The organism is Streptomyces sp. R35 (assembly GCF_041053035.1).
GTDB lineage: Bacteria > Actinomycetota > Actinomycetes > Streptomycetales > Streptomycetaceae > Streptomyces > Streptomyces lutosisoli.
Window position 1 is genome coordinate 10,524,059 of sequence record NZ_CP163440.1, and the last position, 23,511, is coordinate 10,547,569.

Here is a 23,511-nt window from a genome sequence, read left to right on the forward strand (position 1 = left end):
CCGACCTGGCGCAGGAACGGATGAAGGGCCGACGGCGTCTGCCGTCGGCCCTTCCCTCACGTCTGTGTGGGGATCAGCGCTTGATCAGTCGTACGGACAGCCCCTCGCCCGTGTACACGGGCACTGCCCGGTATCCGTCGGCCTGCACGGTGATCCCACCGAACTGGCCCCGCAGCGCGGGCGCCCAGATCACCGGAACCGTGGTTCCCGAGGCCGGCGGACGGTCGGCGTCCAGCCGCAGCGAGAGCATGCTGTCCCGGCCCAGCAGCACCCGCCGGTCCACCACCAGCGCGGGTATGCGGCCCTCGCGGAGCGTCACCTCAAGGGTCGCCCCGGACGCCTGCGCGTAGGCGCCGCGCACCCGGGCCGCCGTGCCCGGAGCCACCCGCAGCGTGCCGCCCTCCACCCGGACGTCACCGTGGCCGAGCGCGCTCGCGGAACCGGCCGTCAGTGTGCCCTCCTCCAGCACCGTGCCGCCCGTGTGACAGTTGGCTCCCGTCAGGGTCAGCGCACCGCTGCCGCGCTTGACCAGGCCACCGCACCCGGAGATGTCGTTGCGCCAGGTGTCGGCCGCGTCGAAGCCCCCGGCGGCCGCGTCCATGGTGACGGTCACGTCGGAGTCGAAGGCGCCGTACCCGTCGGCGGCGGCGAACAGGTTGAGGCGCCCCCACTGCTCGAAGCCGTCGAGCAGCACGTACCCGGAGGGGAGCGCGGTCGTGCGGAGCACCTCGCGGCGCTGCGCGGCGTCGAGGTAGGGCAGCCGCGTCTCCAGCAGGACCTCCGCGCCCTTCGGCACGGTCAGGTCCTCGGAGCGGCCGTGCCGGGTCAGGACGTACGTCAGCCGGGGCGTGAGCGCGCGGGCGTTGGCGGTGCGGTCGGCGTACGGGTCGGCCTCGACGCCCGCCGAGTGCGCGTAGGCGTACAGGGTGTCCGCCGTCGTCCCGGTCTGCTGCTGGAAGTACGCGGCGGCCTGGGCGCGCGCCGCTGCCTTGAGGGCGGCGTTGGCCGGGTCGGCCAGCGTGGCGGCGGCCAGCGCCGTGGCCATGATGCGGCCGCCGACGACATCGACGGTGGAGTGCATGCCCGCCATGATGCGGGTGTGGCCGAGCTCGAAGGCGCGGGTCACCAGCTCCTGGAAACGCTCCGGAACGGCGTACGCGTATGCCAGCGCCGCCAGATGGAAGGCGTTGGTGTGCCCGCTGGGGAAGCCGCCGTCGTCGACCGGGGCCGTGCTGCGCTGCCACAGCAACTGCGGGGCGACCACCACGGCGGAGTCGTACACGGGGTAGCCGAGCGCGTCGACCTTGCCCGTGTCGACGACCTCGCTGTCCTCGTTCATGCGCCACGGACGCGGGTACTGGTACGCGTACTTGGACGGGTTGCCCGAGGCGTAGTTGCCGCGCACGGTGTCGACCAGCTCGGCCACCTTGCCGAGCGCCGAGCCGTGCGAGCCCGCGCCGAGCGCGGAACCGGCCGGGGCGCCGGACGGCACGGCGTCGTTGATCTTCCCGGAGGGGGTGCCGTCGGGTGCGCTGGTGATCGACGTGACCGCCTGGGCGCCCGACTTGTAGAGGTCGGCCAGCGGCCCCATGCCCGCGATGATCGCGTAACTCTGGTGCTGCCGGTCGTAGATGAACGCCTCCTTCGCCTGCGCGTCGGTGCGGGCGGCCGTGATCCGGGCGCAGTAGCGCATGTTGGCGCGCAGCACTTCGGGCATGAGCGGCGTGCCCGTGTTCCACGCGCCGCCCGTCTTCCACACCTCGGCCATGCCGCCGAGGATCCGGACCACCGCGTTGGTCTCGGGCGTCAGGTTGGTGAGGACGTTGGTCGTGTAGTCGTCGACGAACGCGGCGGGGCTCGTGGCGGCCTTCGCGTCCGCGGCGGCGAGCCAGGTGACGAGGGTCGGCGCGGCCAGCAGACCGGCCGAGGCGCCCAGCGAGGTTCTGAGGAACCCCCGCCGGTTGACGGTGAGTCGACCGGCCGACGAGGTGGAGTGGTGCCCGGCTGGTGACGGCATGGGTGTGCCTCTCTTGAGTTCTTCGGCCGTGCGGCCGGTGGGAGGTCGTTCGAGCAACCGGACGCCAAGGGGCGTGTGAGACCTGTCAGTCGCAGGTGTCCCGTGGCGAGGATGTGTCGTACGAGCGAAGATCTACGGCCGAGTCATGTCGGGCTGGGTATGGCTCGGCGTCCGAGACATGTCATACGAGTGAACGGGCCAGCGACACGGCCCCTTCGACCGGCGGCACCCGCAGGGGCCTCGGTCGCGCCCCCGGCACGGCCTCGGCCAGCCATGCCACGAAGGCGTCGTACAGGGCGGGTTGGGCGAGCACGGTACTGCCGGCCACGACGACGTCGTCGACGGCGACCCCGCGTTGGGCGAGTCGCACGACGAGCGCGGCGAGCGAGCGTCCGCCCTCGGCAATGACCTGGCGGGCGAGGGCTGAACCCGCCCCGGCGGCGGCGAACACGACCGGCGCGTGCCGGCCCCACTCGGCCGAGACATCTGTGGCGCTCTCCAACGCCGCGCCGAGGGCGGGCACTTCGCTCACCCCGAACGCGGCGATGAGTCCCAGGGCCAGCTCGTCCGGGTCCTCGCCGCGATCGTGCGCGGCCCACGCGGCGCGCGCCGCCTCACGGACGAGACCGGCCGAGCCGCCCTCGTCGCCGAGCACCGCACCCCAGCCACCGACCTGAACGGGGCTGCCGTCGGAGAGCCGGCCCACCGCCACCGAGCCGGTACCGGCGACCAGGCCGACGCCCTTGTCCAGGCCCGCGGCGGGGACCAGGAGTTCGGCGTCGCCGACGACGAGTGCGGGCACATCGAGAAGCACCCGGAGCGCGACACGGATCTCGGCGCACTGGCGAGGCGTCTCGCAGGCGTGCCCGCCCACGGCGACGGCGGACGGACGGGTGCCCGCCGGCAGGGCCTCATGGACCAGCGCGGCCAGCCAGGCGGCGGCGGCCTCGGGGTCGTGCGGCCGCCAGCCGCTGCTCGTACGGACGTGATCGGTGACCGTGCCGTCCTCGGCCGCCGCGCGGAGATGGGTCTTGGTGCCGCCCACGTCGATACCGACCACGATGGGGCACGAGGGGGGTGCGTCCTGCACGGATCCTCTTTCGTCGTTGCAGTGAGCCGCGACGGCGGGCGAACCGTGTCTGGACAGGGGAGCAGAAGAACTAGGGAAGCCCCGGGACGGGCCTCTGACGGAGCACGGCAGGCGAGTACCGTGAAGTTCGTTAGGAAACTAACTAACGAAGTATGGTGCGTCAAGAGGCATCGCGCACTCGACCACCGGGACGACCGTCCGGGCCGCCGTGGGGCGGGAAACGCGTGACGTCAGGGCAATCCATCGCCGCATCCCCGGAGCCGATCGACCTGGGAGCGCGGCCCTCGACCCGTGTGGGGGAACTGTGGAACATGGCGTGGCGGAAGCCACCCGCCTGACCGAGAGCGCGAGCACGGTTTTCGCCGTGCTGGCCCAGGCGGGCAGTGCGACCCGGCCGCAGCTCGCGAGCCTGGCGGGCCTGTCCAAGCCGACGGTGTCCTCCGCCGTCTCGGAACTGGAGAGCGCCCGGCTCGCCGCACATTCCGGCACCGCGTCCAGCGGCACGGGCCGCTCCGCCGCCGTCTACCGTCTCGGAGCGGCCGCCGGGGCCGTGCTCGCCGTCGACCTCGGCCCCGCCCTCACCCGGGTACGCGGCTGCGCCCTCGACGGCACCCTGCTCGCCCAGGCCACCGGCTCCCGCGCGGACGCCGCCGCCGTCGTACGCGAGGCCCTTGTCGCGCTGCCCGCCGACACCCCGCTGCGCACCATCGTCGTCGCCGTCGGCGACGTCACCGCGCAGGAGGAGGGCGCCCGTGTGCGCCCCGCGACCGCCAAGGCCGGCCCCGTCTTCGACGCCATGGCCGTCGCGCTGCCGCCGGGTGTTCCCGTCCACCTCGAGAACAACGTCAACTGCGCGGCGCTCGCGGAGCTGCACGAGGGTGCCGCCCGTGGCCGCCACACCTTCGGCTATCTGCGGATCGGCGTGGGCATCGGCCTCGGCATCGTCGTCGGGGGTCAGGTGCTGCGCGGGGCGAACGGTGCCGCCGGAGAGCTGGCCCGGCTGCCCTACCCCTGGGACGTCGGCCGCGAGCCGCGCCAGGAGGCCCTGGAGGAGTACATCGGCGCACGGTCCCTGCTCCGCCGGGCCGCGGAGGCCTGGCAGAACGCCGACGGGCCATGCCCCCGCACGGCCGAGCGGCTCTTCGCCCTCGCCGGAGAGGGCCGGGCCACGGCCCGCGCCGTCGTCGGCCGCCATGCCGCGGACATCGGCCGGCTCGCCGCCGCCGTGGTCGCCGTGCTGGACCCGGGACTGATCGTGCTGGGGGGCAGTACCGGCGCGGACCCGCAGCTCCTGCCGGGTGTGCGGGCCGAACTGGAGCGGCTGAGCTGGCCCACCGAGGTGGTCAGCAGCACGGTCGGGGATTTCGGCACCGTCGTGGGCGCCGCCCGGCTCGCGGTCGCCCGCGGAGTCCAAACCGTGACCGAGGCCGCGCAGACGAAGGATTGACGCCCTCCGACTCGGTCTGCCAATGTCCGGACAAGCGCTTTCTAAGTTGGCCGGGACGCCGACTTGGGGTGAGCGTCCCGCCCGTACGAGACGTACGGCAGCCACGCGAGGGCGTGCTCGCGTGACGACGGCCATGGTGGCCGGGGATCCCACCCGTCAGGATGGTGCGGCCGGGCGAGGCCGTGCCCCGGGAGGCGCATTCCGAGAAGGACGCACCCGTGCCCGCAGCGACTGGCCGGGAATTCCATCACGCACATCCAGGGAGGACCCGGTGGGTCACCAGATCTCGCGCAGAACCCTTTTCCGCACCGCGAGCGGACTCGCCGTTGCCGGTGCGCTCGGCGGCTCGCTGAGCGCCTGCGGCGGAGGCACCGGCGCCGGCAGCACCAGCTCCAAGCTGACCATGACGTGGTGGGGCAGCGACGACCGTCACAACGCCTACAAGAAGGCGCTCGCGACGTTCCAGAAGAGCAACTCGAAGATAAAGATCGAAGAGCGCTACTCCGGCTACGACGGCTACTTCGACAAGTTCAACACCCAGGTCGCCGGCGGCAGCGCCCCCGACCTGCTCCAGATGGACACCGCGCTCGTCGCCCAGTACGCCCGCAAGGGTGTCCTCGCCCCGATCGACGAATACGTCGGCAAGTCCCTGGACCTGACCGGCTTCTCCAAGACGCTGCTCGCGGCCGGCACGGTCGACGGCAAGCTGTACGGCGTGCCGTCCGGCATCGGCGTCAACATCCTCACCGTCAACGTCACCGGCCTGAAGAAGCTGGGCCTGGAGCTGCCGGACCGCGAGTGGACCTGGGCCGACCTGAAGAAGGTCGCCGTCCAGGTCAACACGAAGAGCGGCGGCAAGCAGTTCGGCGTCGACGACGGCGGTGGCGGCACCCTCCAGGCGTTCGAGGTGTTCGCCCGCGAGAAGGGCCAGTCCTTCTTCGCCACGGACGGCAAGAAGCTCGGCTTCACCGCGGACACCCTCCAGGAGTGGTGGGAGTTCTGGGCCGAGATGCGCAAGGACAAGGCGTCCCCGCCGGCCGCGATCACCTCGGCCGCGCACAACGACCTCACCAAGAACGGCGTGGTCATCGGCAAGACCCTGTTCACCTTCGACTCCGGTGTCTACGGCGCGGGCGGCGCGATCACCGACGCGGTCCTGGACTTCCTGCCCACCCCGAACGGCGACTGGTCCGGCGCCCGCGAGGGCAACTTCGTCAACGGCGGTGTCCTGCTGAGCGCCACCAAGGCGAGCAAGCACATCGCCGACTCGGTGAAGATCATGAGCTTCTTCGCCCAGGACGCGACGGCGATCAAGGACATGCAGCTGCTGCGCGGCATCCCGCCGACCGAGAAGGCCCGCTCCCTCATCGCCGCCGGTCTGTCGGACACGGACAAGAAGAACATGGACATCGCCGACTACATCTCCAAGCGGGTCGCCAAGGCGACCGACGCGCTGGCCGCCCCCCAGCCGCCGCCGAACGGCGCCGACCAGATCTGGGACCTGCTGTTCCAGTCCAACCTCGCCATCGCCTTCGGCAAGAAGTCGATCAAGGCGCAGCTGACCGAGTTCTTCGACCAGGCGGGATCGATTCTGTCGCAGTAGGCGTCGGCGCGGCGGTGGGCCGCAGTCACAGAAGGACCGGGAAAGGGCCAGGGAGATGAGCATGACCACCACCGAGACCGACGCGGTCGTCAAGGAGCCGACGGCTCCCACGACCCCGTCCGACCAGCGCGAGCGTGAACGGATGCGTCGCCGCGCTGCCAGACGGCGCGGTGGAGGCTGGTGGCCGTACCTCTTCCTGGCCCCCTGGTTCGTCGGCCTGTTCGGGCTGACGATCTACCCGATGCTCGACTCGCTCTATCTGTCGTTCACGAACTTCGACCTACTCACCCCCGCCAAGTGGGTCGGCACCGACAACTACACCCGGATGTTCACCGACGACCCCACCTTCTGGGACTCGGTGCACGCCACGCTCGTCTACGTGGCGATCTCGGTGCCGCTGAAGCTGTCCCTCGCGCTGGGCGTCGCGATCCTGCTCAACCGGCCGCTGCGCGGCATCGGCTTCTACCGCGCCGCCTTCTATCTGCCCTCACTGCTCGGCGGGGCGGTCGCCATCGCCATCATGTGGCGGCAGATCTTCGGCGGCGACGGACTGTTCAACGACTTCCTCGGCTGGTTCGGCATCAAGGGCCAGGACTGGATCTCCAGCCCCGACACCTCGATCTACACGCTGATCCTGCTGGCCGTCTGGCAGTTCGGCACCCCGATGGTCATCTTCCTGGCCGGCCTCAAGCAACTGCCCAGGGACGTCTACGAGGCCGCCGCCATCGACGGCGCCGGGGTCATGACCCGCTTCTTCAAGATCACCCTGCCGCTGCTCACTCCGATCGTCTTCTTCAACGTGGTCCTGCAGATCATCGACGCGTTCAAGACGTTCACCCCGGCGTACGTGGTCAGCAACGGCACCGGCGGACCGCTCAACTCGACCATGCTGTACTCGCTCTACCTGTACAAGAAGGGCTTCACCGACCTTCAGATGGGGTACGCCTCGGCGCTGGCCTGGGTGCTGTTCCTGATCATCGCGGGCTTCACGGCGGTCAACTTCATCGCCAGCCGCTACTGGGTCCACTACGACGACTGAGCGTCGGTGAGGAGTTAAGTACCCCATGTCTGCCATTACCCCGACGGTGTCGCCCCTGAAGCGGCTGCGCTCGCTCACCGGCCCCCGCCGCGTCCTGATCCACACGCTGCTCATCGGCGTCGCGCTGGTCATGCTGTATCCGCTGCTGTGGATGCTGAGCAGTTCCCTCAAGCCCGACACCGAGATCTTCACCCACCCCGGGCTGATCCCGAACAAGCTGCACCCCGCGAACTACTCCGAGGGCTGGAACGGTTCGGGCAACTCCTTCTCGCTCTACATCACCAACTCGCTGATCGTCACGATCGGCGCGGTGATCGGAAACGTGATCTCCTGCTCGCTCGCGGCCTACGCCTTCGCGCGCTTCGAGTTCCGCGGCAAGAAGATCTGGTTCGGCCTGATGCTCGGCACGCTGATGCTGCCCATGCAGGCCACGCTGATCCCGCAGTACACGCTGTTCTACAACCTGACCTGGATCAACACGTACCTGCCGCTGATCGTGCCGAAGTTCCTCGCGGTGGACGCCTTCTTCATCTTCCTGATGGTCCAGTTCATCCGCTCCATCCCGCGCGAGCTCGACCAGGCCGCGATGATGGACGGCGCCAACCCCTTCCAGATCTACTGGAAGATCATCCTGCCGCTGATGCGCCCGGCCCTGGTCACCACCACGATCTTCACCTTCATCTGGACGTACGACGACTTCTTCAGCCAGCTCGTCTACCTCCAGCAGAACGACCGCTTCACGGTGCCCCTCGGCCTGACGCTCTTCCTGGACAAGACCAGCGGCTCGTCGTACGGCGCGATGTTCGCCATGTCGACACTCGCCCTCCTGCCCACGCTCATCTGCTTCCTCGTCTTCCAGAAGAGGCTGGTAGAGGGCCTGGCGACCTCTGGCATGAAGGGCTGACATCCGGTGCATCTTCCCCACCAGCGCGGTCCGCTGCACGATCTCCCGGACGATCCCGCCGCGTACGACACCGTCCTCGCCGCCGTCACCGAGGAGGCCCTGGCCCGTCTCAGCCCCGAGGGCAACCTCGAACACCCGGCAGCCCTCGACGACATCGGCGACACGTCACTGGGCATCACCTCCCTCCTCGCACTCGCCTGGCAGCGTGCGAAGGACCCGCGTCTGCCGGAGGCCGTGCACCGCAGCCTCGCCTTCCATCTGCGCGAACGGGTCTTCACCGAGGACAACCCCGGCTACCCGAACCTCCGGCGACGCGGCACGCGCGAGCCGTACGCCCGTTACGTACTCGAAGCGGGCGCCCACCCCATCGGCGACTGGCCGAGCACGGTGTGGGCCCTGCTCCAGGCCGTGAACGTCCTGGACGCGGCGGACGGGCTCATCGACGACGGGCAGCGCCGTGAACTCGTCGAGCTGGCGGGCGGCTACTGGCACTGGCTGACCGAGTCGACCTTCTTCAACCCGCAGGAGGCCGGGAACCAGGCCATCGGCTGCATCGTCGGCGGGCTGATGCTGGCCCGCCATCTCCCGCCCGCCGACGGGGAGTTGGTCCACGCGCGGGCGATGAGTCTGTACGTCGACGAAATCCGCGCCCGTCGTGTACGGGACCGGGGCGCCCTCCTGCCCCCGGAGCACGGCGGCGCGTACGACAACAACTACGGCCCGATCTCCCTCTCCTTCCTCGCGCAGGCCCACCGGATCAGCGGCGAGGAGATCTTCGCCGAGGACGGCGACGCGCTGGCCCGCTACATCGACGCGCGCCTGACCGCCGGCGGCTACGACAACGGCGGCCCCCGCTACAGCGAGCAGCACTCCGGCTTCGAGTCGGTCCTCGGCCTGCGCTACTTCGGCCACCGCATCGGCGCCGACCTCGGCCGCTACCGGGGAGACACCCGCTGGGGCCGGCACGCGGTCAACCGGGACGGCGGCATCGACGGCCACTTCGCCTTCATGCTGGTCTGGCAGATCCAGGACGCCACGCGCTGGCACCGCACCCCGTCGAAGGACCCCGTACGCCATCAACTCCGCGCGGGCACCGTCTCGGTGGCCTTCGACGACCGGATGACCCCGTCGCTCGTCGAGGCGGCGGGCACCTACTACCTGCCCGCCGCGGTCAACCGTCAGCACGGCTTCGGACCGGTCACCGACGGCTTCCTGCTGTGCCGGCCCATGGGCGAGACCCGGGTCCGTGATCTGCGCACCGACGCCCTGACTGCCAAGCTGGTCACCAAGCCGGTCGTCGGCCGCGACCATGTGCTGCGCCACATCCGGTCCCTGTACGTCACGGACGGCACGAGCCTGTGGGTGACGGTCGCCGTGGAACGCCTCGACGGAACGCCGTATCTGCTCGCCGGGATGCCGTACGCCGAGGACGACGGCGACCGGGTGCGCAGGACCGCGGAGGCCGATGTGACCGCCGCCGGTGCCCTGCGGCTGACCCACCCGGCGACGGAGGGCGCGGACCACTTCGACGCCCGCTCGGAGACGACCCAGGAGCAGGCGGCCTTCGCCCTGGCGGCCGACCCGCGCGGCTACGGCAACCCGGACGAGGGCTGGCGGCACCTCGTCGCCTCGACGGCCTTCGAAGCGGACCCGGCTCCCGGAGCCCCGGAGGACCTGCACGTCTTCGCTGTGCGCTATGGCCCCGGCGGCCCCTTCACACCCGACTTCGAGCGCGCATCGGCGGAACTGATGGTCCGTACGGAGGCGTTCACCGCAGTGATCGGTGATCCGGCGGGCGATGAGCGAGGGGAACCCGAACTGGAGCTCCGCCCTCGTTGACCGCCGCCTCGACGACCAGGTCGGCGCGGTCCCGTGTCGCGGCGACCAGGTCGGCGTTGCGCTGGTCCGTGCCGAGCACCCACGCCACCGCCGTGTCGTGGTCCTTGCCGAACTCCTCGTGCCGGGCGACGAGCCGCCGCAGACGTTCGGCTTCCTCGACCTCGCAGAACCAGACCTCGTCCAGCTGCGACCTCGCGCGAGCCCAGGCGGCGTCCCGGAGCAGCAGATAGTTGCCCTCGGTGACGATCAGGCGGGCGGTGCGGGGCACGGGAACGGCACCCGCGATCGGCTGCTCAAGGGTCCGCTCGAAACCGGGCGCGTAGACGAGGTCGTCCTCGTCCTCGCGCAGCCGGCGCAGCAGCGCCGCGTAACCCGCCGCGTCGAACGTGTCGGGGGCGCCCTTGCGATCGCGGCGGCCGAGGCGGTCCAACTCGACGTCCGCGAGATGGAACCCGTCCATCGGCACATGCGCGACCCAGGCGGGCCCGTCCCCGTTCAGCTCCCGCACCAGGCGCTCGGCGAGCGTCGTCTTGCCCGCACCCGGGCTGCCGGCGATACCGAGCAGGGCGCGCTGCCCCGGACGTACGAGCGACGCGGCGCGCTCCAGGAGATCGTCGAAGCTCATGCCCGCGGCATCCGTACGACCGCGCGCCCGGCCCGCAACAGCAGCTGATCCGCGACGGCCACCAGGATGACCAGTCCGGGCGGAGCCATGAAAACGGCGAATTCCATGGGCCCAGTATTGGGGCATGCGTGGACCATGAGCCAAGACGAGGACCAGATCCGCACTCTGATCGAGCACTGGGCCGCCGCCGTGCGAGGCCTGGCCGCCGTTCTTCGAGTGGCAGGCGCAGGGCGCGACGGTCGAGATCGAGTCCCTCGACATCACCGCGGGCGACAAGGTGGCGTACGCGCACGCCCTGCTGCGCCGCGGGACGCCGAAGGAATTCGCCGAGAAGCCCGCCCGGCGCCTGCGACTCACCCTCGGACTGCGCAAGGAACAAGACCGCTGGACGGTCGCCCACGAGCACCACTCGTTCCCGCACGACTGACCTGGCGTACGACCGGTGGTGTCCCGTCCGAACCCGAGGCTGCGCCCCGCCCCGCACCAGCCGCCGCGCACCGGCGGCCGGCCCTCAGGAGTGAGGCGCAGCGCGAGAGGTCAGTCGCGGGCGATGCCGGGGGCGATGTCCTCGTTCCGCTCCAAGGGCGCGACGCCGTGCGTGGCGGCCTTGGTCGCGGACTTGCCGCAGAACGCGGATTCCAGAGTGCCGTACATGGTGTTCAGCACATTCGTGTTGTTGGAGGTGTTCGCCAGCGCGCTGACGCTGCGCTTGCCGTCCTTCGAGGTGAACGCGTACGTGTAGAAGCCCTGCACGGTGCCCGTGTGCCCGTAGACGGAGACCCCGCACGACAGGGTGCGGCGGCGCAGACCGAGGCCGTAGCTCGTGGTGCTGTTGACCGTCGTCCACTTCTCCATCTGCGTCAGCTGGGCGCCGGACATGAGCTTTCCGCGGATCAGCGCGGAGAAGAAGGTGTCGAGGTCGTGCGAGGTCGAGATGATCGCGCCGGCGCTCTGCGCCCAGGAAGCCGTCTGCTTGGTGGAGTCCACCAGCGCCGCGCCGGCCTCGTCGGGGGTCAGATATCCCTTGGCGTGGGTGCCCGGGATCGCGGTGTCGGGGTGGACGTAGAAGGTGTTGGTGAGGTTGAGCGGCGTGAAGATGCGCTTCTTGTACTCCGTGCCCACGGAGTGGCCGGTGAGCTTCTCGATGAGCATGCCCGCGACGACGAAATTGGTGTTCGAGTACGAATAGGCCGCCCCCGGCGCGTTGGTGCGCGGCTTCTTCAAGGACAGCTTCACCAGGTCCCGGTAGCTGAACACCTTGTTGCGGACGGCCTCGAAGCCGGGGACCGTGTGCGCGAACATGTCGTTGGTGTAGTCGTACAGGCCGCTGCGGTGGCTCAGCACATGGCGCACGGTGATGTGGTTGTCCGGCAGCAGCCCCGGCAGGTAGCTGTTGACCGAGTGGTCCAGCTTCAGCTTGCCCTCGTCGACCAGTTGGAGGAGCACCACGGCGGAGAAGCTCTTGGTGACGCTGCCGACGCGGAACCGGTCGTTCGTGCTGATGGCCCGTCCACTCGCGCGGTCGGCGACTCCCTCGGTCAGCCGGTGCACCGTGCCGTTGTCGTCGATCCTCGCCATCGCGCCGGGGGCTCCCTGCGTCAGCGCCGCGCGCAGCACCTTGCGCAGCCCCGCGTCGTCGGGCGCCGCCAACGCCGCCGTGGCCGCGACCTGTTCGGTGCCGGCGCCGTCCGTGGCCGCGGGTGCCGCGGCCTGCGCGGGGGCTGCCAGGAGGGACACCAGAACCGCGCCCAGCGCCGTACCCGTGCCCACCGTTCCTGAGACCATCTGATTCTTCTCCCGAGTTCCGTCCGCCGGTGCGGGTGCCCGGCACGAGCCGCGCCGCGGATGCGGGCGTCGGCACCATCTGTACGCGCCGCAGGGGCGCGTGGGTTGCATGGCCCGGGGATGAATCAGAAACGGTGAATTCGAATCGGTGAATTGGCGGAAAGTCAGCAGTTGAGGCGGGTCAGCCGCCGAAGAGCTGCGTCCAGTACGTGCCCGCCTTGCCGCCGCCCGCGAGGCCTATGCCTATGTGGGTGAAGTCGGGCTTCAGGATGTTGGCGCGATGGCCGGGGCTGTTCATCCAGCCGCGTACTACCTCGGCGGGGGAGCGCTGCCCGCAGGCGATGTTCTCGCCGATGGTCCGGCGGGTGCAGCCCGCTGCGGCGGCCCGGTCCCACGGCTGGCTGCCGTCGGGGGAGGTGTGGGAGTAGAAGGCGCGGGCGACCATGTCGGCGCTGTGCGCCTGGGCCGCGATGGTGAGGAGGGGGTCGCCGGACAGCGGCGGCAGACCGGCCGCCCTCCGCTCGGCGTTGGTGAGGGCGATGACCTCACTCGCCGTCCGCGTCAGGCCCGCGGAGCTGAACGGGTGCGCCCACAGTGCCGTCCAGTACAGGTCGCCGGAGCGGTCGTCGGCGACGTACGCCAGACCCGCCTGGCTGAACGCGGGATCGCACAGCGTGCGCCGGGACTGCTCGGCGGAGAGGCAGTACTCCACGAACTCGCCGGGTGTGCGCGGGCCGGAGACCAGGTGCTCGCCGACGGTGAGATACGGGTATCCGGCCGAGGTGACGCGCTGGTAGACGGAGGTGCCGTCCGGACTCTCCGAGGTGAGGAGTCCGCGCGCGGCCATGGCGGAGGCGTGGGCCCGGGCCGCGGCCGCCAGCCGTGCGTCGAGGGACACCGGCGGGGAACCGGCGGCGGCGCGGGCGGAGTTCACCAGCCCCAGGAACCCGTCCGTGTCGGGCGCGCCACGGGCTATCGCACCGGGGGCCGCACCGCGTGCCGCACCCGGAACGGCACCCGGGACAGCACCGGGCGTGGCGTCGTCCTCGGTGACATCGACCCCGAAGTCCCGCGCGATGCCCGCCAGTCCGTCCGCGTACCCCTGGCCCAGGGCGCGGAGTTTCCATACGGTGCCGCGCCGGTACAGCTCGGCGAGCAGCAGCAGCGTCTCCCGCTGCGGACGTGGTGGGGTGAACCGGGCGAGAGGACGGCCGTCCGGCGCGGTGACGTGCAGGGTGGGCGCGGGCAGGCGGCCCAGGGGCGTCGCGGGGTCGGCGGGGCTGACGACCACGGTGACGCGGCTCGCTCCGGCCCGCAGCCTCGGCGGATCGACGGTGAGCCGCTCGCCCTCGAGACGGGCACCGGGCGCGGTCGGCTGGTTGTAGAACACGAAGTCGCCGTCCCCGCGCACCTTTCCGCTGTCGTCGGTGATGAGCGCGGACACGTCGAAGGGGCCCGGCACCCTGAGGGTCAGGATGCCGCCCGGCAGGGGCATGTTGCCCCCGGGAACCAGCTCGCTCATGGTGCCGCCCGTCGACGTGGTGCTCGTTACAGGCATCAACGTCCCGTCGGAGCCCGCGGGTTCCCGCGCGCTCCGGGCAGCGCTTCCTTCGGTGTGTCACGCAGCGAGCGCAGGGCCAGCAACAGGACGCCGATGTCGTCCAGATAGATGGGGTCGGGCAGCAGATCGGTCGGGAGTACCAGATAGACGACGGCGCCCCAGAAGATCCAGCGGGGTCCGGACGGAAGTCCGGCGCGCCGCAGATCACGGCGTGCGCGGACCAGCCGGACCAGGAGCGCGAGCGCCACCGCCAGCGCGGCGGCTCCCACGACGGCGACGATGAGGATCACTGTCCACACGGTGGAATCCATGAGTCCGTCCTGGGGGATGTAGGGCTGCTCTTCCCCTTCGTGTTCCCGCCCATCGGATGCCTACCACCCCGGTTCGGCCGTGCGAGGGGAACCGGAGCCCTAATCTCTCCCGGACGCGTCGAGGCGGCAGATGACGAAGTCGTCGAACGCATGCCGTCCGGGCCGCTCGCCGACGGACTCGACCGCCCTCCGGATGTCCCGCAGCTGATCCGTCGTCATCTGCAGCGGCGGCTCGTCGGGCTGGTACGTCGTGCGGACGGGATAGTCCTGACCGGGCTTCCGGCTCATCTCGATGTGACAGCCGAGCACATGTGTGACCGGCCGGTCGGCGCAGAAGTCGATCAACCGGTCGAGGGTGCGTGTGAACGCCCGCCAGTCGTCGACGTACAGACGGCCGGGGTAGACCGTGTCGCCGGTGAGCAGGAAACCCGTCCAGGGGTCGAAGAACGTCACCGCCGCCTTGTGGTGCCCCGGGGTGGCGAGGCATTCGAGACCCGGCCGCCGAGATCGACCTCGGCGACGCCGTCGGGGTCGTCCCGGAACCCGAAGAACTCCCAGGCGCTGTCGAGGGCCGCGTCTACGACCCTCGTGGCGGGGCGGCCGGCGAACTGGCCGTCCCCCGCGATGTGGTCGCCGTGGGGATGGGTGTGCAGCACCAGCAGCTCGTAACCCTCTCGGGGATGCGCCGCCAGCCACCTCGCCGTCACCTCGTCGACCACTCGCCGCAGGGGGAAGTACGCGGCCGAAGCCGTGGCGCCGGTGTCGATCAGAACAGCCCGTGCCTCGCCGAACAGCAGGAACAGGAAAGGCGCTTCGTAGTCGATCGCCATGTTCTGCCGCAGGACGACCGTGTGCTCGTCGTACATATGGACCTGGATGTCGGGATCCGTGTTGTGCTTGGCCGACGGCGAGCCATGAATCCACCGTACGTCGAGGGTCCCGTCCACGATGTCTCCTTCGGTCACGGTCCGCCGGGACCACGACCTGGGCCCGGGACCTCAGTTTCTCGCGCTGTTGCTGTCCACGAGAGCCTGGGTCACCGCGCGGATGCTGCGGGCGATGTGCTGGAGCTGAAGGACCTCGGCGGCGTACAGCTTGATGGTGTGCTCGATGACGCCCTCGTGCAGGCCGAGCGCGGGCAGCTCGGCCCGGGCGGTCTGCAGCGCGGTCCGGGCGACCCGTATCTCGTGCTGCACCTGGATGTGCGCGTGACGGGCGAGGAGCACGGGGTGCTTGAGCAGGACGGGGTAGCTCGCGTAGCGGGTCGGGACCAGTTCGCGCAGCCATTTGACCGCCGATCGCTCCCAGTCGTAGCTGCCGGGTGTCTTGACCTGGCACGGCCAGTCCGAGGTGATCGGTGAGTAAGTCAGGGCCATGTTCATCGCTTCCGGGTTACGTCGGCGGGAAGGGGTCGTGGAGGGAGTCTGGGGCGGCCCCGGTCTAGGGGATTGGCCGGGGCCGCCACCACGGGCCCCGCGCGAGCGGGGCCCGTCTGAACACCCGGGGCCCGATGCGGGTAGGAGCGGACGGCCCCGGGTGGTCGTGGGACGTGACCAGGAGGCCTCCTGGTCACGATCCGCGAGCAGTATTTATATATACCGCCGGTAGCGCAAGAACATGAAAACATTCATGCGTGAAATGGTGTGAATGATCCCGTGATGCCGTGGTGACAGGCGGTACAAGGGAGGGTGTTCCGCAAGGGCCACGAGGCCGCGGCCCTGGGCGGCGGCCTCGACCCTTGGGGGAGACGGCCTCGGTCCTTGCGCGGGAAGCGTCAGTCCTTGAGGAAGAACTGGTGCTGCTCGGCGACCTGCTCGTACTCCTCCAGGCGGGCCTGCGTCCGCTCCGGATCGGCGTCGGTCATGGCCTGCAGCAGTGCCGCCGACAGCACGACGGGCGCGGCGTAGGAGTCGAAGACGAGACGCGACCCGGTGCCGGTGGCGAACGAGACGTCGGCCTCGTCCACGAGCGGCCCGAGCCCCAGGTCGGTGATCAGCGCCACCTGCAAGCCCGCACTGTGCGCGACCCGCAGCGCCGTGAGCGTCTCCTGGGCGTGCCGGGGCATTCCGAAGGCCAGCACCCAGGTGCCGCCGGCCTCGCGGGACTGGAGCAGCGCGTCGTAGGCGACGCTGCCGCCCCGGGTCACCAGCCGAACGTCCGGGTGGATGCGCCGCGCGGCGTACGCGAAGTACTCGGCCAGCGACACGGAGATCCGCAGCCCCAGGACCGTCAGCGGCGTCGACTTCGACAGCGCCCGGCCGACGCGGATCACCTCGTCCGGATCGGCGAAGTCCCGCCGCAGGTTCTCCAGGTTCTCGATCTCCGCGTCCACCGCCGCCTGCAACTCGTTGCTCGTGGCCTCCGCCGGCGTGCCCGGCGCGCTGCCGAGGGTGCTGAGTGCGATCGACTGGAGCTTCTCCCGTAGCGCGGGGTAACCACTGAAGCCGACCGCCGCGGCGAAACGGGTCACCGAGGGCTGGCTCACGCCCACGCGCTCGGCGAGATCGGTGATCGACAGGAACGCCGCCTCGGTGATGTGCTCGATCAGGTACTGCGCGATACGCCGCTGTCCCGGGGAGAGCCGGGGGCCGTCGAACAGCTCCCTGAGCTGGGACGTGGGTGCCGCGCCCGCCTCCGGGGCGGTCTTCCCCGAAGTGATCGCAGATGCCTGCGCGCGTGCCTGCTGCGGCGATGGCACCGGTGCGCCTCCTTCATGCCCCATGAGAACTCAACATAGCTCACGGACCGTGTTGACCTGGGCGTGTATCACCGCATGCAATGCGTGCGGTCTCGTTTCGCCCGTATCCGTGGGGTACCCGCGCCGGCGCGCGGCCGAGCCGGCCTGCCGACAAGTCGGCGACGGGTCATGGACACCGCGTGAGGCGGGAGTTGAGGATGGGAGTCCCCATCCGTAGGAGTTGTTCATATGCATAGACGACGCCTGCTCGCCGGCGCGGCCGCGCTCACAGCCTCCGCATCCCTCGTGCCCTCGCTGACGGGCACCGCACACGCCACCCCGCGTGCCGCCTCGCCCGGGCTGCCGCCGAGGGCCGAGATCACCGCTGTCCTGCGGCGTGTCGCCGACCAGTGGATCGGCGCCCACACGGATCCCGGCGACAACGGCTGGGCCAACGCCACCTTCTTCAGCGGGCTGCTCGCCCTCCAGCGCCTCACCGGCAGCGCCCGTTACCTCGCCTACGCGCGCGGCTGGGCGGAGAAACACGCGTACGGCCTCAACGGCGGAGTGACCACACGCCACGCGGACAACCACAACGCCGGGCAGGCCTACCTCGATCTCTACGAACGCGAACCCGACGAGCAGAAGCTCACCGCGATCGAAACATCCCTGCACCGCATGGTCTACGAGGACCAGCCGGACAAGAACGACGACTGGTGGTGGGACGACGCCCTCCACATGGCCATGCCGCCCTTCGCCCGCATAGGCGTCCTGCGCCAGGACCCCCAGTACGGGGAGAAGCTGTACGCCCTCTACCACCACACCAAGCGCATCGAGGGCGGCCCCGGCCTGTACGACGCCACCACCGGCCTGTGGTACCGGGACAAACGCTTCCTCCCCGGAGGGATCACCTCCCCCACGGGCAAGCCGGTCGTCTGGTCCCGCGGCAATGGATGGGTGACGGGCGGACACGCCAAGACCCTCAAGGCCCTGCCGCCCGGCGCACCGCACACCGCCGAATACCGCGACACCCTGACGCGCCTGGTGACGGCCGTGGCCGGCGTGCAGCGCGGCGACGGCTTCTGGAACGTCAACCTCGCCGACGCCACCCATCTGCCCGGCCCCGAGACCAGCGGCACCTCCTTCTTCCTCTACGGCACGTCGTACGCGATCGGTGCGGGCCTGGCCGACCGGCCCACCTACCTCCCGGTGGCGGCCAGGGCCTGGAACGGCCTGGTCACCACCGCCGTACACCCCGACGGCTTCCTGGGCTACGTCCAGAACGTCGGCGACCGTCCGGAGTCCAGCCAGCCCGTCACCTACGACACCACCGCCGGTTTCGGCGTCGGCGCCTTCCTGCTCGCCGGCACGGAACTCGCCCTCCTGTCCCGCTCCTGACGGCCACGGACCGGAACCCCCGTCGCGGGTCGCGGCGGGGGCACCGTGGGGTCGGCCGGTCAGGGCTGCGCGGTGAGCGTGAAGCTCTGCGCCGCGGAGCCGTCACAGGTGCGCTGGGTGAGCTGGACGCTGTTCGTCGAGGCGCTCGCCGAGGTCAGGCACTTGCCGCTGTGGCGGGCCGTGAAGTGGTAGCGCCCGCTGCTCTCCTTCACCGGCAGCCACTGCTGGTTCTGTCCACCCGAGTAACTCCACATCTGGAGCGGCGCGTTGTCGGCCGTCGAGACACCGGTCACGTCGATGACCTGCTGGGGATTGGCACGGATGGCCGCCTGCCGGTACCCGCTGTCGGTCGGACGGAGCTGGAACTGCTGGGCCTGAGTGCCGTTGCAGGCGTACTGCTGGATCACGGTCCCGTTCGCCGTGGCGGCCGAACGGGCGTCCACGCAGGTGCCGTTGCCGGCATTCGTCAGCGAGTACCAGGCGGTCTCGGAGGGGGAGTCCGCCGGGGGCGTGCCGGTGTCGGCCCCGCCGAGCCACTTCAGGCCGTCCAGCAGGAACTGATTCTGTGTCGCGCTCGCGAACGTCGACGACAGACGCGTGTTGGTCGAGTAGTCCATCGCGTTGTGGCCGAAGTTCGCGTACAGCATCTTGTACTGCGTGTTGGTCCACAGGATCGGGTAGTAGCCGCTGTACCAGGACTGGTTGGGATCAGTGCCCACCGGGAAGCTGCTGGGGTCGATCGAGGCCAGGATCTTGATGTTCGGGTTCTGCCGCAGATCGTTGGACCAGCTGTACCACTCGCTGACCGCCGAGGTGAACGTGGCCGGCAGATTCTTGGTGGCGGGGTGCGTACGGTCCTCGACCTTCAGGGTCACTGAGGTCGGACCCCAGGTGTTCGACTGGAAGTTCCCGGAGCCGAGGAACTGGTTGTGGTACCAGGACCAGCTCGCGGCATCGGTCGTGAAGGCGGAGACATGGAATCCCATCCAGGCACCGCCGCCCCGCATGTACGCCTCGAAGCCAGCCCGTTGGGCGGACGTCTGCGGCAAGTCGTCGAGAAACAGGACGACTTGGTAGGCGTTGACGCCGCCGTTGCTGAGCAGGTCCCAGTTGGTACTGGCCGTGTAGGTGAAGCCGTTCGCCGCGGCCTGCTGCGGGAACCAGGCGTTCGCCTCCTTGTCGAAGTCGATGTGGGCCGCGTCCCAGGTGCCGCTGTAGAGCGCCAGCACCTTGAACGGTGTCGCCGCGGTGCTCGCCTGCGCGGCGGGCGGTACCGCGAGGCCGAGCAGCGCCGTTAGCAGCAGGAGGACTCGTAGGGCCGCGCGGGCGGAACCGGATCTGATGATGTGCATCTGGTGATCGATCCTTTCCGTGCTGTCTACGGGTAGTTGGTGAGGTAGGCGACGTTGGTGCTGGAGTTGGAGGGTCCGCCGGTGCTGTTGATGATGTGGCTGATGGTGCCGACGCCGCCCAGGGAGACGGTCACCATGTCGTGGAATTTGACCCCTGACACGCTCGGCACCTCGAAGGCGCGATCGGCGACCACACTCGAGTTGGCGCTGAAGTAGCAGTAGCTGCCCAGACCCCACGCCTCGTGGGTGGTCACCGAGGAGGCGACTTTGTAGGCGGGATAGCCCTTTCCGGTGCCGTTCATCCAGGAGGCCTGGTTCGGCGGGTCGTAGGGCATCTCGTTCTGGAAGAAGTACGTTCTGCCGCCGTTACCGTTCCAGGTGACCTGAGTCTTCTGGTAGTGCTCGACGAACAGGCCGTACGCGGTCACGTTGTTGCCGTTGACGGTCAGGCCGTTGTCCGCCGTGTTGGTCGTCCAGCCGACCGTGCCGGAGTTGCCGTGGTCGGCCCGCCAGATCCAGGTGTGGTCGATGATCGTGTTGGCGCTGTTGATCACCAGCGAATTGGTCGCCTTGCCGACGGTGGCGCCGCCGATCCGGATGAAGACGTCGGACAGCTGCGTCGGGTCGGCCGCGTGGGTGGCGGACGAACCGGACGGGCCGATCTGCATCAGCGTCGCGGAGTTGGTCGTGCCCGCGTCGATCAGCAGGCCCGCCAGCTCGATGCCGTCCACGTCGGCGGTGGTGACGGCGGTGATCCCGCCGTCCGGCACGAAGGTGGCCAGGCCCATGCCCAGCACCACCGTGTCGGGGCGCGTGATGTTGATCGTCTGGTTGAGGTGGTAGACGCCGGGGGTGACCAGCAGGTTCTTGCCCGCCGCGAGGGCCGAGTTCATGTCGGTGGCGGTGGCGCCGGGCTTGACGATGTAGAACTGGTCGATCGGCAGGGACTTGCCCGCCGGGGTCTTCCCGCTCCACGTGGTGCCGACGGCGTTGGTCTGCAGGCCGGGCACGAACACCTGGTAGGCGCCCGCGCTGTCGACGTACAGGAACGGCTTCTCACGGATCGTCGGCGAGCTGGCGACGTTGGTGTACGTCGGGAAGGACTGGGCGGGCGCGCCCTGGTCGCCGACGAAGACCATGTTCCAGTTGGAGCCGGACCAGCTGCCCATCTGCGAGTTCCGGGTGAGGAACTGCTGCTGGGAGCCGGACTGGATCTGCCCGTCGACCTTGGTGTCGGAGATGAAGCCGCCGCTGGACCAGCCGCCGTCGTCGAGCGCGAGGTTGCCGCGTACGTGCATGCGCCGGTACGGGGCGGCCTGGGAGACGGCCCAACGGTCCGTGCCACCAGTCGGGTTGACCGACAGGTTCTCGGCGTCGCGCCAGAAGTTCTGGGTGGCGTTGCCCTGGAACCAGTCGGCCTCCGCGTGCACCGCGCCGTTGATGGTCACGTCGTCCGGCGAGAAGCCCAGGCCGGCGACCTGGGTGTAGAAGCCGACGTTGGCGTTGGCGCTGTAGGTACCGGGCTTGAACAGCAGGGCCTGGCGGGCCGAGCCGAACTGGTTGGTCTCCTGCTGGGCGAAGACCGAGTCCAGCTTGGACTGGATGCTGGACGCCGACATCGACGGGTCGAACACCGTCACGTTGGGACCGAAGTCCGGGGTGCCCGGCGGGTTCGTCGTGCCGCCGCCCAGAGTGAAGGACTGTGCGGCGGTGCCGTTGCAGGTGTACTGCGCCAGCTGCACGCTGTCCGCGGTGGAGGCGCTGGGGACGTCCAGACACTTCCCGCTGTTGCGGTTGACGAAGTGGTAGGCGCCGTCGGCCTCGGCGACGGGCAGCCACTGCTGGTTGTTGCCGCTGGAGTACGTCCACAGCTGGACGGGCGCGGAGTCGGCGGTGGAGACATCGGTGACGTCCCACGCCTTTGTCGTGTCGAGGTTGCTGTTCACGCGGTAGTAGCCGCCGCTGGTGGCCACCAACTGCCAGTTCTGGGCGGTGCTGCCGTTGCACGTGTACTGCTGGACGGCGGTGCCGTCGGCACTCGCGGCCGAGCGGGCGTCGACGCACTTGCCGCTGCCCTTGTTGACCACGGTGGTGTACCCGGTTGGTAGCGCGGCGGCCGCCGAGCCCTGCGCGCTGGCCGAGCCCTGCGCGGCGAACTCGACGCCGGTCACGGTGGTCGCCACGAGCGCGGCCACGGTCAGAACCCTCGGTATCCGGTGGCGACCGGACAGTCTCTTCCGTCTGAGCACGGATGTCTCCTGTGTTGATGGGGGTGGGGCGGAGGGGCGGAGCGCGTCCGTCAGCCGGTGTACTGGGCGAAGATGCTGGTGAACTGCCAGTTGCTCTGGGCCACGCCCGAGCAGGTGTCGTCGTTCGGGTAGCTGCCCGGGCAGGGACGGTCACGGTTGGCCGACCAGAACGTCAGCCGCGCGAGGTGGTGCGTCTGCGCGTAGCCGAGGATGGTCTGGAAGTCGGCGGTGGTGACGGTCTCGTTGTTGTCCGTAATGCCGTTCATGGAGGAGATGCCCATGTCCCGGTACGCCTGGTCGTCGCTGTAGCCGTACGCGTTCTTCAGCGCGGTCTTGAGGCCCTCCGCGGCCCGCTGGGTGAGCGTGCCCATGTTCTGGCCCGCGCCGCCGAAGTCGAACGGCATGATCGTCCAGGCGTCCACGGTCAGCCCGGACGCGGCGGCCCGGTTGATGAGACCCGTGTCGGGACCGCTCTGGCCGGTGCCGATGGTGACGTACACCTTGATGCCCGGGTTGTTGGCCTTGACGGTCTTGAGCGCGTCCACCGTGCGCTGCTGGACCGTCGTGTTGCTGTACGCGTCGGCCTCGATGTCGATGTCGATGGCCTTGAGCCCGTAGGCGTTGATGACCTTCTGGTACGCGGCCGCCAGCTCCCCGGCGCTGGAGCAGGAGCTCTCCAGCTTGTTGCCGCTGTAGCCGCCGAACGACGGGATGATGTCACCGCCGTTGGCCCGCACGGTGTTGACGGTCTGCTGGTCGACGCCGCCGGTCAGTGCGCGGCTGCCGTCCCACTGCGGGTTGCAGTAGCCGTTGCTGAGCACGAAGGCCAGCGTGAACCACTTGACGCCGGTGGCGTTCATGACGGTGGTGGGGCTGGGCGGGTTGCCCCAGCCGTTGTACAGGTACGGGGCGACGGCCATCGGCGCGGAGGGGGTCGTGCCCCCGTCCGCGGCGGGTGCGGTCCACTTCTGGTTGGCGGCGCCGGTGCAGCTCCAGATCTGGATGGGTGTGGCGTTGGCCGACGTGTTGCCCGTGACATCCGCGCACTTGTTGGCCTGCGGATTGACGATGTCGCGAGCCGAGGTGACCGTCCACTTCTGGTTGGCGCCGCCCGTACAGTCCCACAGCTGGAGCCTGGCCCCGTCCGCGGTCGAATTGCCGGTGACGTCAAGGCACTTGCCGAGCGCCCGTATCGTCCCGTCGGAGCCGACCGTCCATTGCTGGGCGGCGGTGCCGTTGCAGTCGTAGAGCTGTACGGCCGTGCCGTTCGTGGAGTTCGCCCCGGCCACGTCGAGGCACTTGCCCGCGAGACCGGTGATCGTGCCGGTGGCGGCGGAGGCGGGCGCCACGCTCAGAGCGCTTGCCGAAAGAGCGAGTACGGCGGTGGTGAGAGTGCCGCGCCATGCGGTGGAACGCGCAAGGGAATGTCTGGCCATCAGAGGGATCACAGCCCTTCACAGGTGGCTGGTGGGGGGTTCACGCGAGTTCACGTCCGTGAACGACAAGTGCATTCATGGAGCGCTGGTGATCGGTGAACCTAAAGGTCTGAACCAGACACGTCAAGATGTGAAGCAGTAACACCCTTCAATTGCTCCATCGGTACAAGGAGTTGAA

Annotated in this window: 19 protein-coding genes and 1 pseudogene; 7 read left to right on the plus strand and 13 right to left on the minus strand. The window is 69.7% G+C overall.

Going from position 1 to position 23,511, the window contains the following annotated elements:
* Positions 1-73: 73 nt before the first annotated feature.
* Positions 74-2,017 carry a phosphatase PAP2 family protein gene (locus AB5J50_RS47375; protein ID WP_369264713.1) on the minus strand — a complete coding sequence of 648 codons (1,944 nt, stop codon included), beginning with the start codon at positions 2,015-2,017 and terminating at the stop codon, positions 74-76.
* Between the two features lie 181 nt (positions 2,018-2,198).
* Complete coding sequence (locus AB5J50_RS47380; RefSeq protein ID WP_369264714.1) at positions 2,199-3,107, minus strand: N-acetylglucosamine kinase; 909 nt, start codon at positions 3,105-3,107, stop codon at positions 2,199-2,201.
* 316 nt (positions 3,108-3,423) lie between these two features.
* On the opposite strand from AB5J50_RS47380, the gene AB5J50_RS47385 reads away from it, so the two are divergent.
* The 5 genes from AB5J50_RS47385 (at position 3,424) to AB5J50_RS47405 (ending at position 9,939) form a co-directional block, all read left to right on the plus strand.
* Positions 3,424-4,554: an ROK family transcriptional regulator gene (locus AB5J50_RS47385; RefSeq protein WP_327434213.1), complete on the plus strand. Its 1,131-nt coding sequence runs from the start codon at positions 3,424-3,426 to the stop codon at positions 4,552-4,554.
* 271 nt (positions 4,555-4,825) lie between these two features.
* Positions 4,826-6,157 (plus strand): ABC transporter substrate-binding protein, encoded by a 1,332-nt coding sequence (locus tag AB5J50_RS47390; protein WP_369264715.1) that lies wholly within the window; start codon positions 4,826-4,828, stop codon positions 6,155-6,157.
* 61 nt (positions 6,158-6,218) lie between these two features.
* Entirely contained in the window at positions 6,219-7,196 is a 978-nt protein-coding gene (locus tag AB5J50_RS47395; protein WP_369264716.1) for a carbohydrate ABC transporter permease, read from the plus strand.
* Positions 7,197-7,221: 25 nt separating this feature from the next.
* A complete protein-coding gene (locus AB5J50_RS47400; protein WP_369264717.1) occupies positions 7,222-8,100 on the plus strand; it encodes a carbohydrate ABC transporter permease in 879 nt (292 codons plus the stop codon).
* 6 nt (positions 8,101-8,106) lie between these two features.
* Positions 8,107-9,939, plus strand: a complete 1,833-nt coding sequence (locus tag AB5J50_RS47405; protein ID WP_369264718.1) for a hypothetical protein — start codon at positions 8,107-8,109, stop codon at positions 9,937-9,939.
* Here the strand turns inward: AB5J50_RS47405 and AB5J50_RS47410 are convergent.
* Positions 9,869-10,564: a nucleoside/nucleotide kinase family protein gene (locus tag AB5J50_RS47410; RefSeq protein WP_369264719.1), complete on the minus strand. Its 696-nt coding sequence runs from the start codon at positions 10,562-10,564 to the stop codon at positions 9,869-9,871. The two genes, AB5J50_RS47405 and AB5J50_RS47410, sit on opposite strands and share 71 nt — an antisense overlap.
* 135 nt (positions 10,565-10,699) lie before the next feature.
* Between AB5J50_RS47410 and AB5J50_RS47415 the strand changes: the two are divergent.
* Positions 10,700-10,991 (plus strand): annotated as a pseudogene (locus tag AB5J50_RS47415) (nuclear transport factor 2 family protein).
* A 110-nt stretch (positions 10,992-11,101) separates the two neighbouring features.
* On the opposite strand, the gene AB5J50_RS47420 reads toward AB5J50_RS47415, so the two are convergent.
* From AB5J50_RS47420 to AB5J50_RS47450, 7 genes are all read right to left on the minus strand, one after another.
* Positions 11,102-12,349 (minus strand): serine hydrolase domain-containing protein, encoded by a 1,248-nt coding sequence (locus AB5J50_RS47420; protein ID WP_369264720.1) that lies wholly within the window; start codon positions 12,347-12,349, stop codon positions 11,102-11,104.
* 181 nt (positions 12,350-12,530) lie between these two features.
* A complete protein-coding gene (locus AB5J50_RS47425) occupies positions 12,531-13,871 on the minus strand; it encodes a CAP domain-containing protein (protein WP_369264721.1) in 1,341 nt (446 codons plus the stop codon).
* A gap of 35 nt (positions 13,872-13,906) precedes the next feature.
* A complete protein-coding gene (locus AB5J50_RS47430) occupies positions 13,907-14,221 on the minus strand; it encodes a YkvA family protein (protein WP_330309518.1) in 315 nt (104 codons plus the stop codon).
* 99 nt (positions 14,222-14,320) lie between these two features.
* Positions 14,321-14,674, minus strand: coding sequence for a hypothetical protein (locus tag AB5J50_RS47435; protein ID WP_369264722.1), 354 nt, complete (start codon positions 14,672-14,674; stop codon positions 14,321-14,323).
* Positions 14,671-15,168, minus strand: coding sequence for an MBL fold metallo-hydrolase (locus AB5J50_RS47440; RefSeq protein ID WP_369264723.1), 498 nt, complete (start codon positions 15,166-15,168; stop codon positions 14,671-14,673). Before AB5J50_RS47440 ends, AB5J50_RS47435 begins: the two co-directional genes overlap by 4 nt.
* Before the next feature lie 51 nt (positions 15,169-15,219).
* On the minus strand, positions 15,220-15,603 hold the full coding sequence (locus tag AB5J50_RS47445; RefSeq protein ID WP_327434223.1) for a hypothetical protein: 384 nt from the start codon (positions 15,601-15,603) through the stop codon (positions 15,220-15,222).
* A 392-nt stretch (positions 15,604-15,995) separates the two neighbouring features.
* On the minus strand, positions 15,996-16,919 hold the full coding sequence (locus AB5J50_RS47450; protein WP_369264724.1) for a MurR/RpiR family transcriptional regulator: 924 nt from the start codon (positions 16,917-16,919) through the stop codon (positions 15,996-15,998).
* A 228-nt stretch (positions 16,920-17,147) separates the two neighbouring features.
* Here AB5J50_RS47450 and AB5J50_RS47455 point away from each other — a divergent pair, with 228 nt between their 5' ends.
* Positions 17,148-18,296, plus strand: coding sequence for a glycoside hydrolase family 88 protein (locus AB5J50_RS47455; RefSeq protein ID WP_369264725.1), 1,149 nt, complete (start codon positions 17,148-17,150; stop codon positions 18,294-18,296).
* A 59-nt stretch (positions 18,297-18,355) separates the two neighbouring features.
* Here AB5J50_RS47455 and AB5J50_RS47460 read toward each other — a convergent pair whose 3' ends face one another.
* From AB5J50_RS47460 to AB5J50_RS47470, 3 genes are all read right to left on the minus strand, one after another.
* Entirely contained in the window at positions 18,356-19,648 is a 1,293-nt protein-coding gene (locus tag AB5J50_RS47460) for a ThuA domain-containing protein (RefSeq protein WP_369264726.1), read from the minus strand.
* A gap of 26 nt (positions 19,649-19,674) precedes the next feature.
* A complete protein-coding gene (locus AB5J50_RS47465; protein ID WP_369265708.1) occupies positions 19,675-21,819 on the minus strand; it encodes an RICIN domain-containing protein in 2,145 nt (714 codons plus the stop codon).
* A 128-nt stretch (positions 21,820-21,947) separates the two neighbouring features.
* Complete coding sequence (locus tag AB5J50_RS47470; protein ID WP_369264727.1) at positions 21,948-23,333, minus strand: ricin-type beta-trefoil lectin domain protein; 1,386 nt, start codon at positions 23,331-23,333, stop codon at positions 21,948-21,950.
* Positions 23,334-23,511 lie beyond the last annotated feature (178 nt).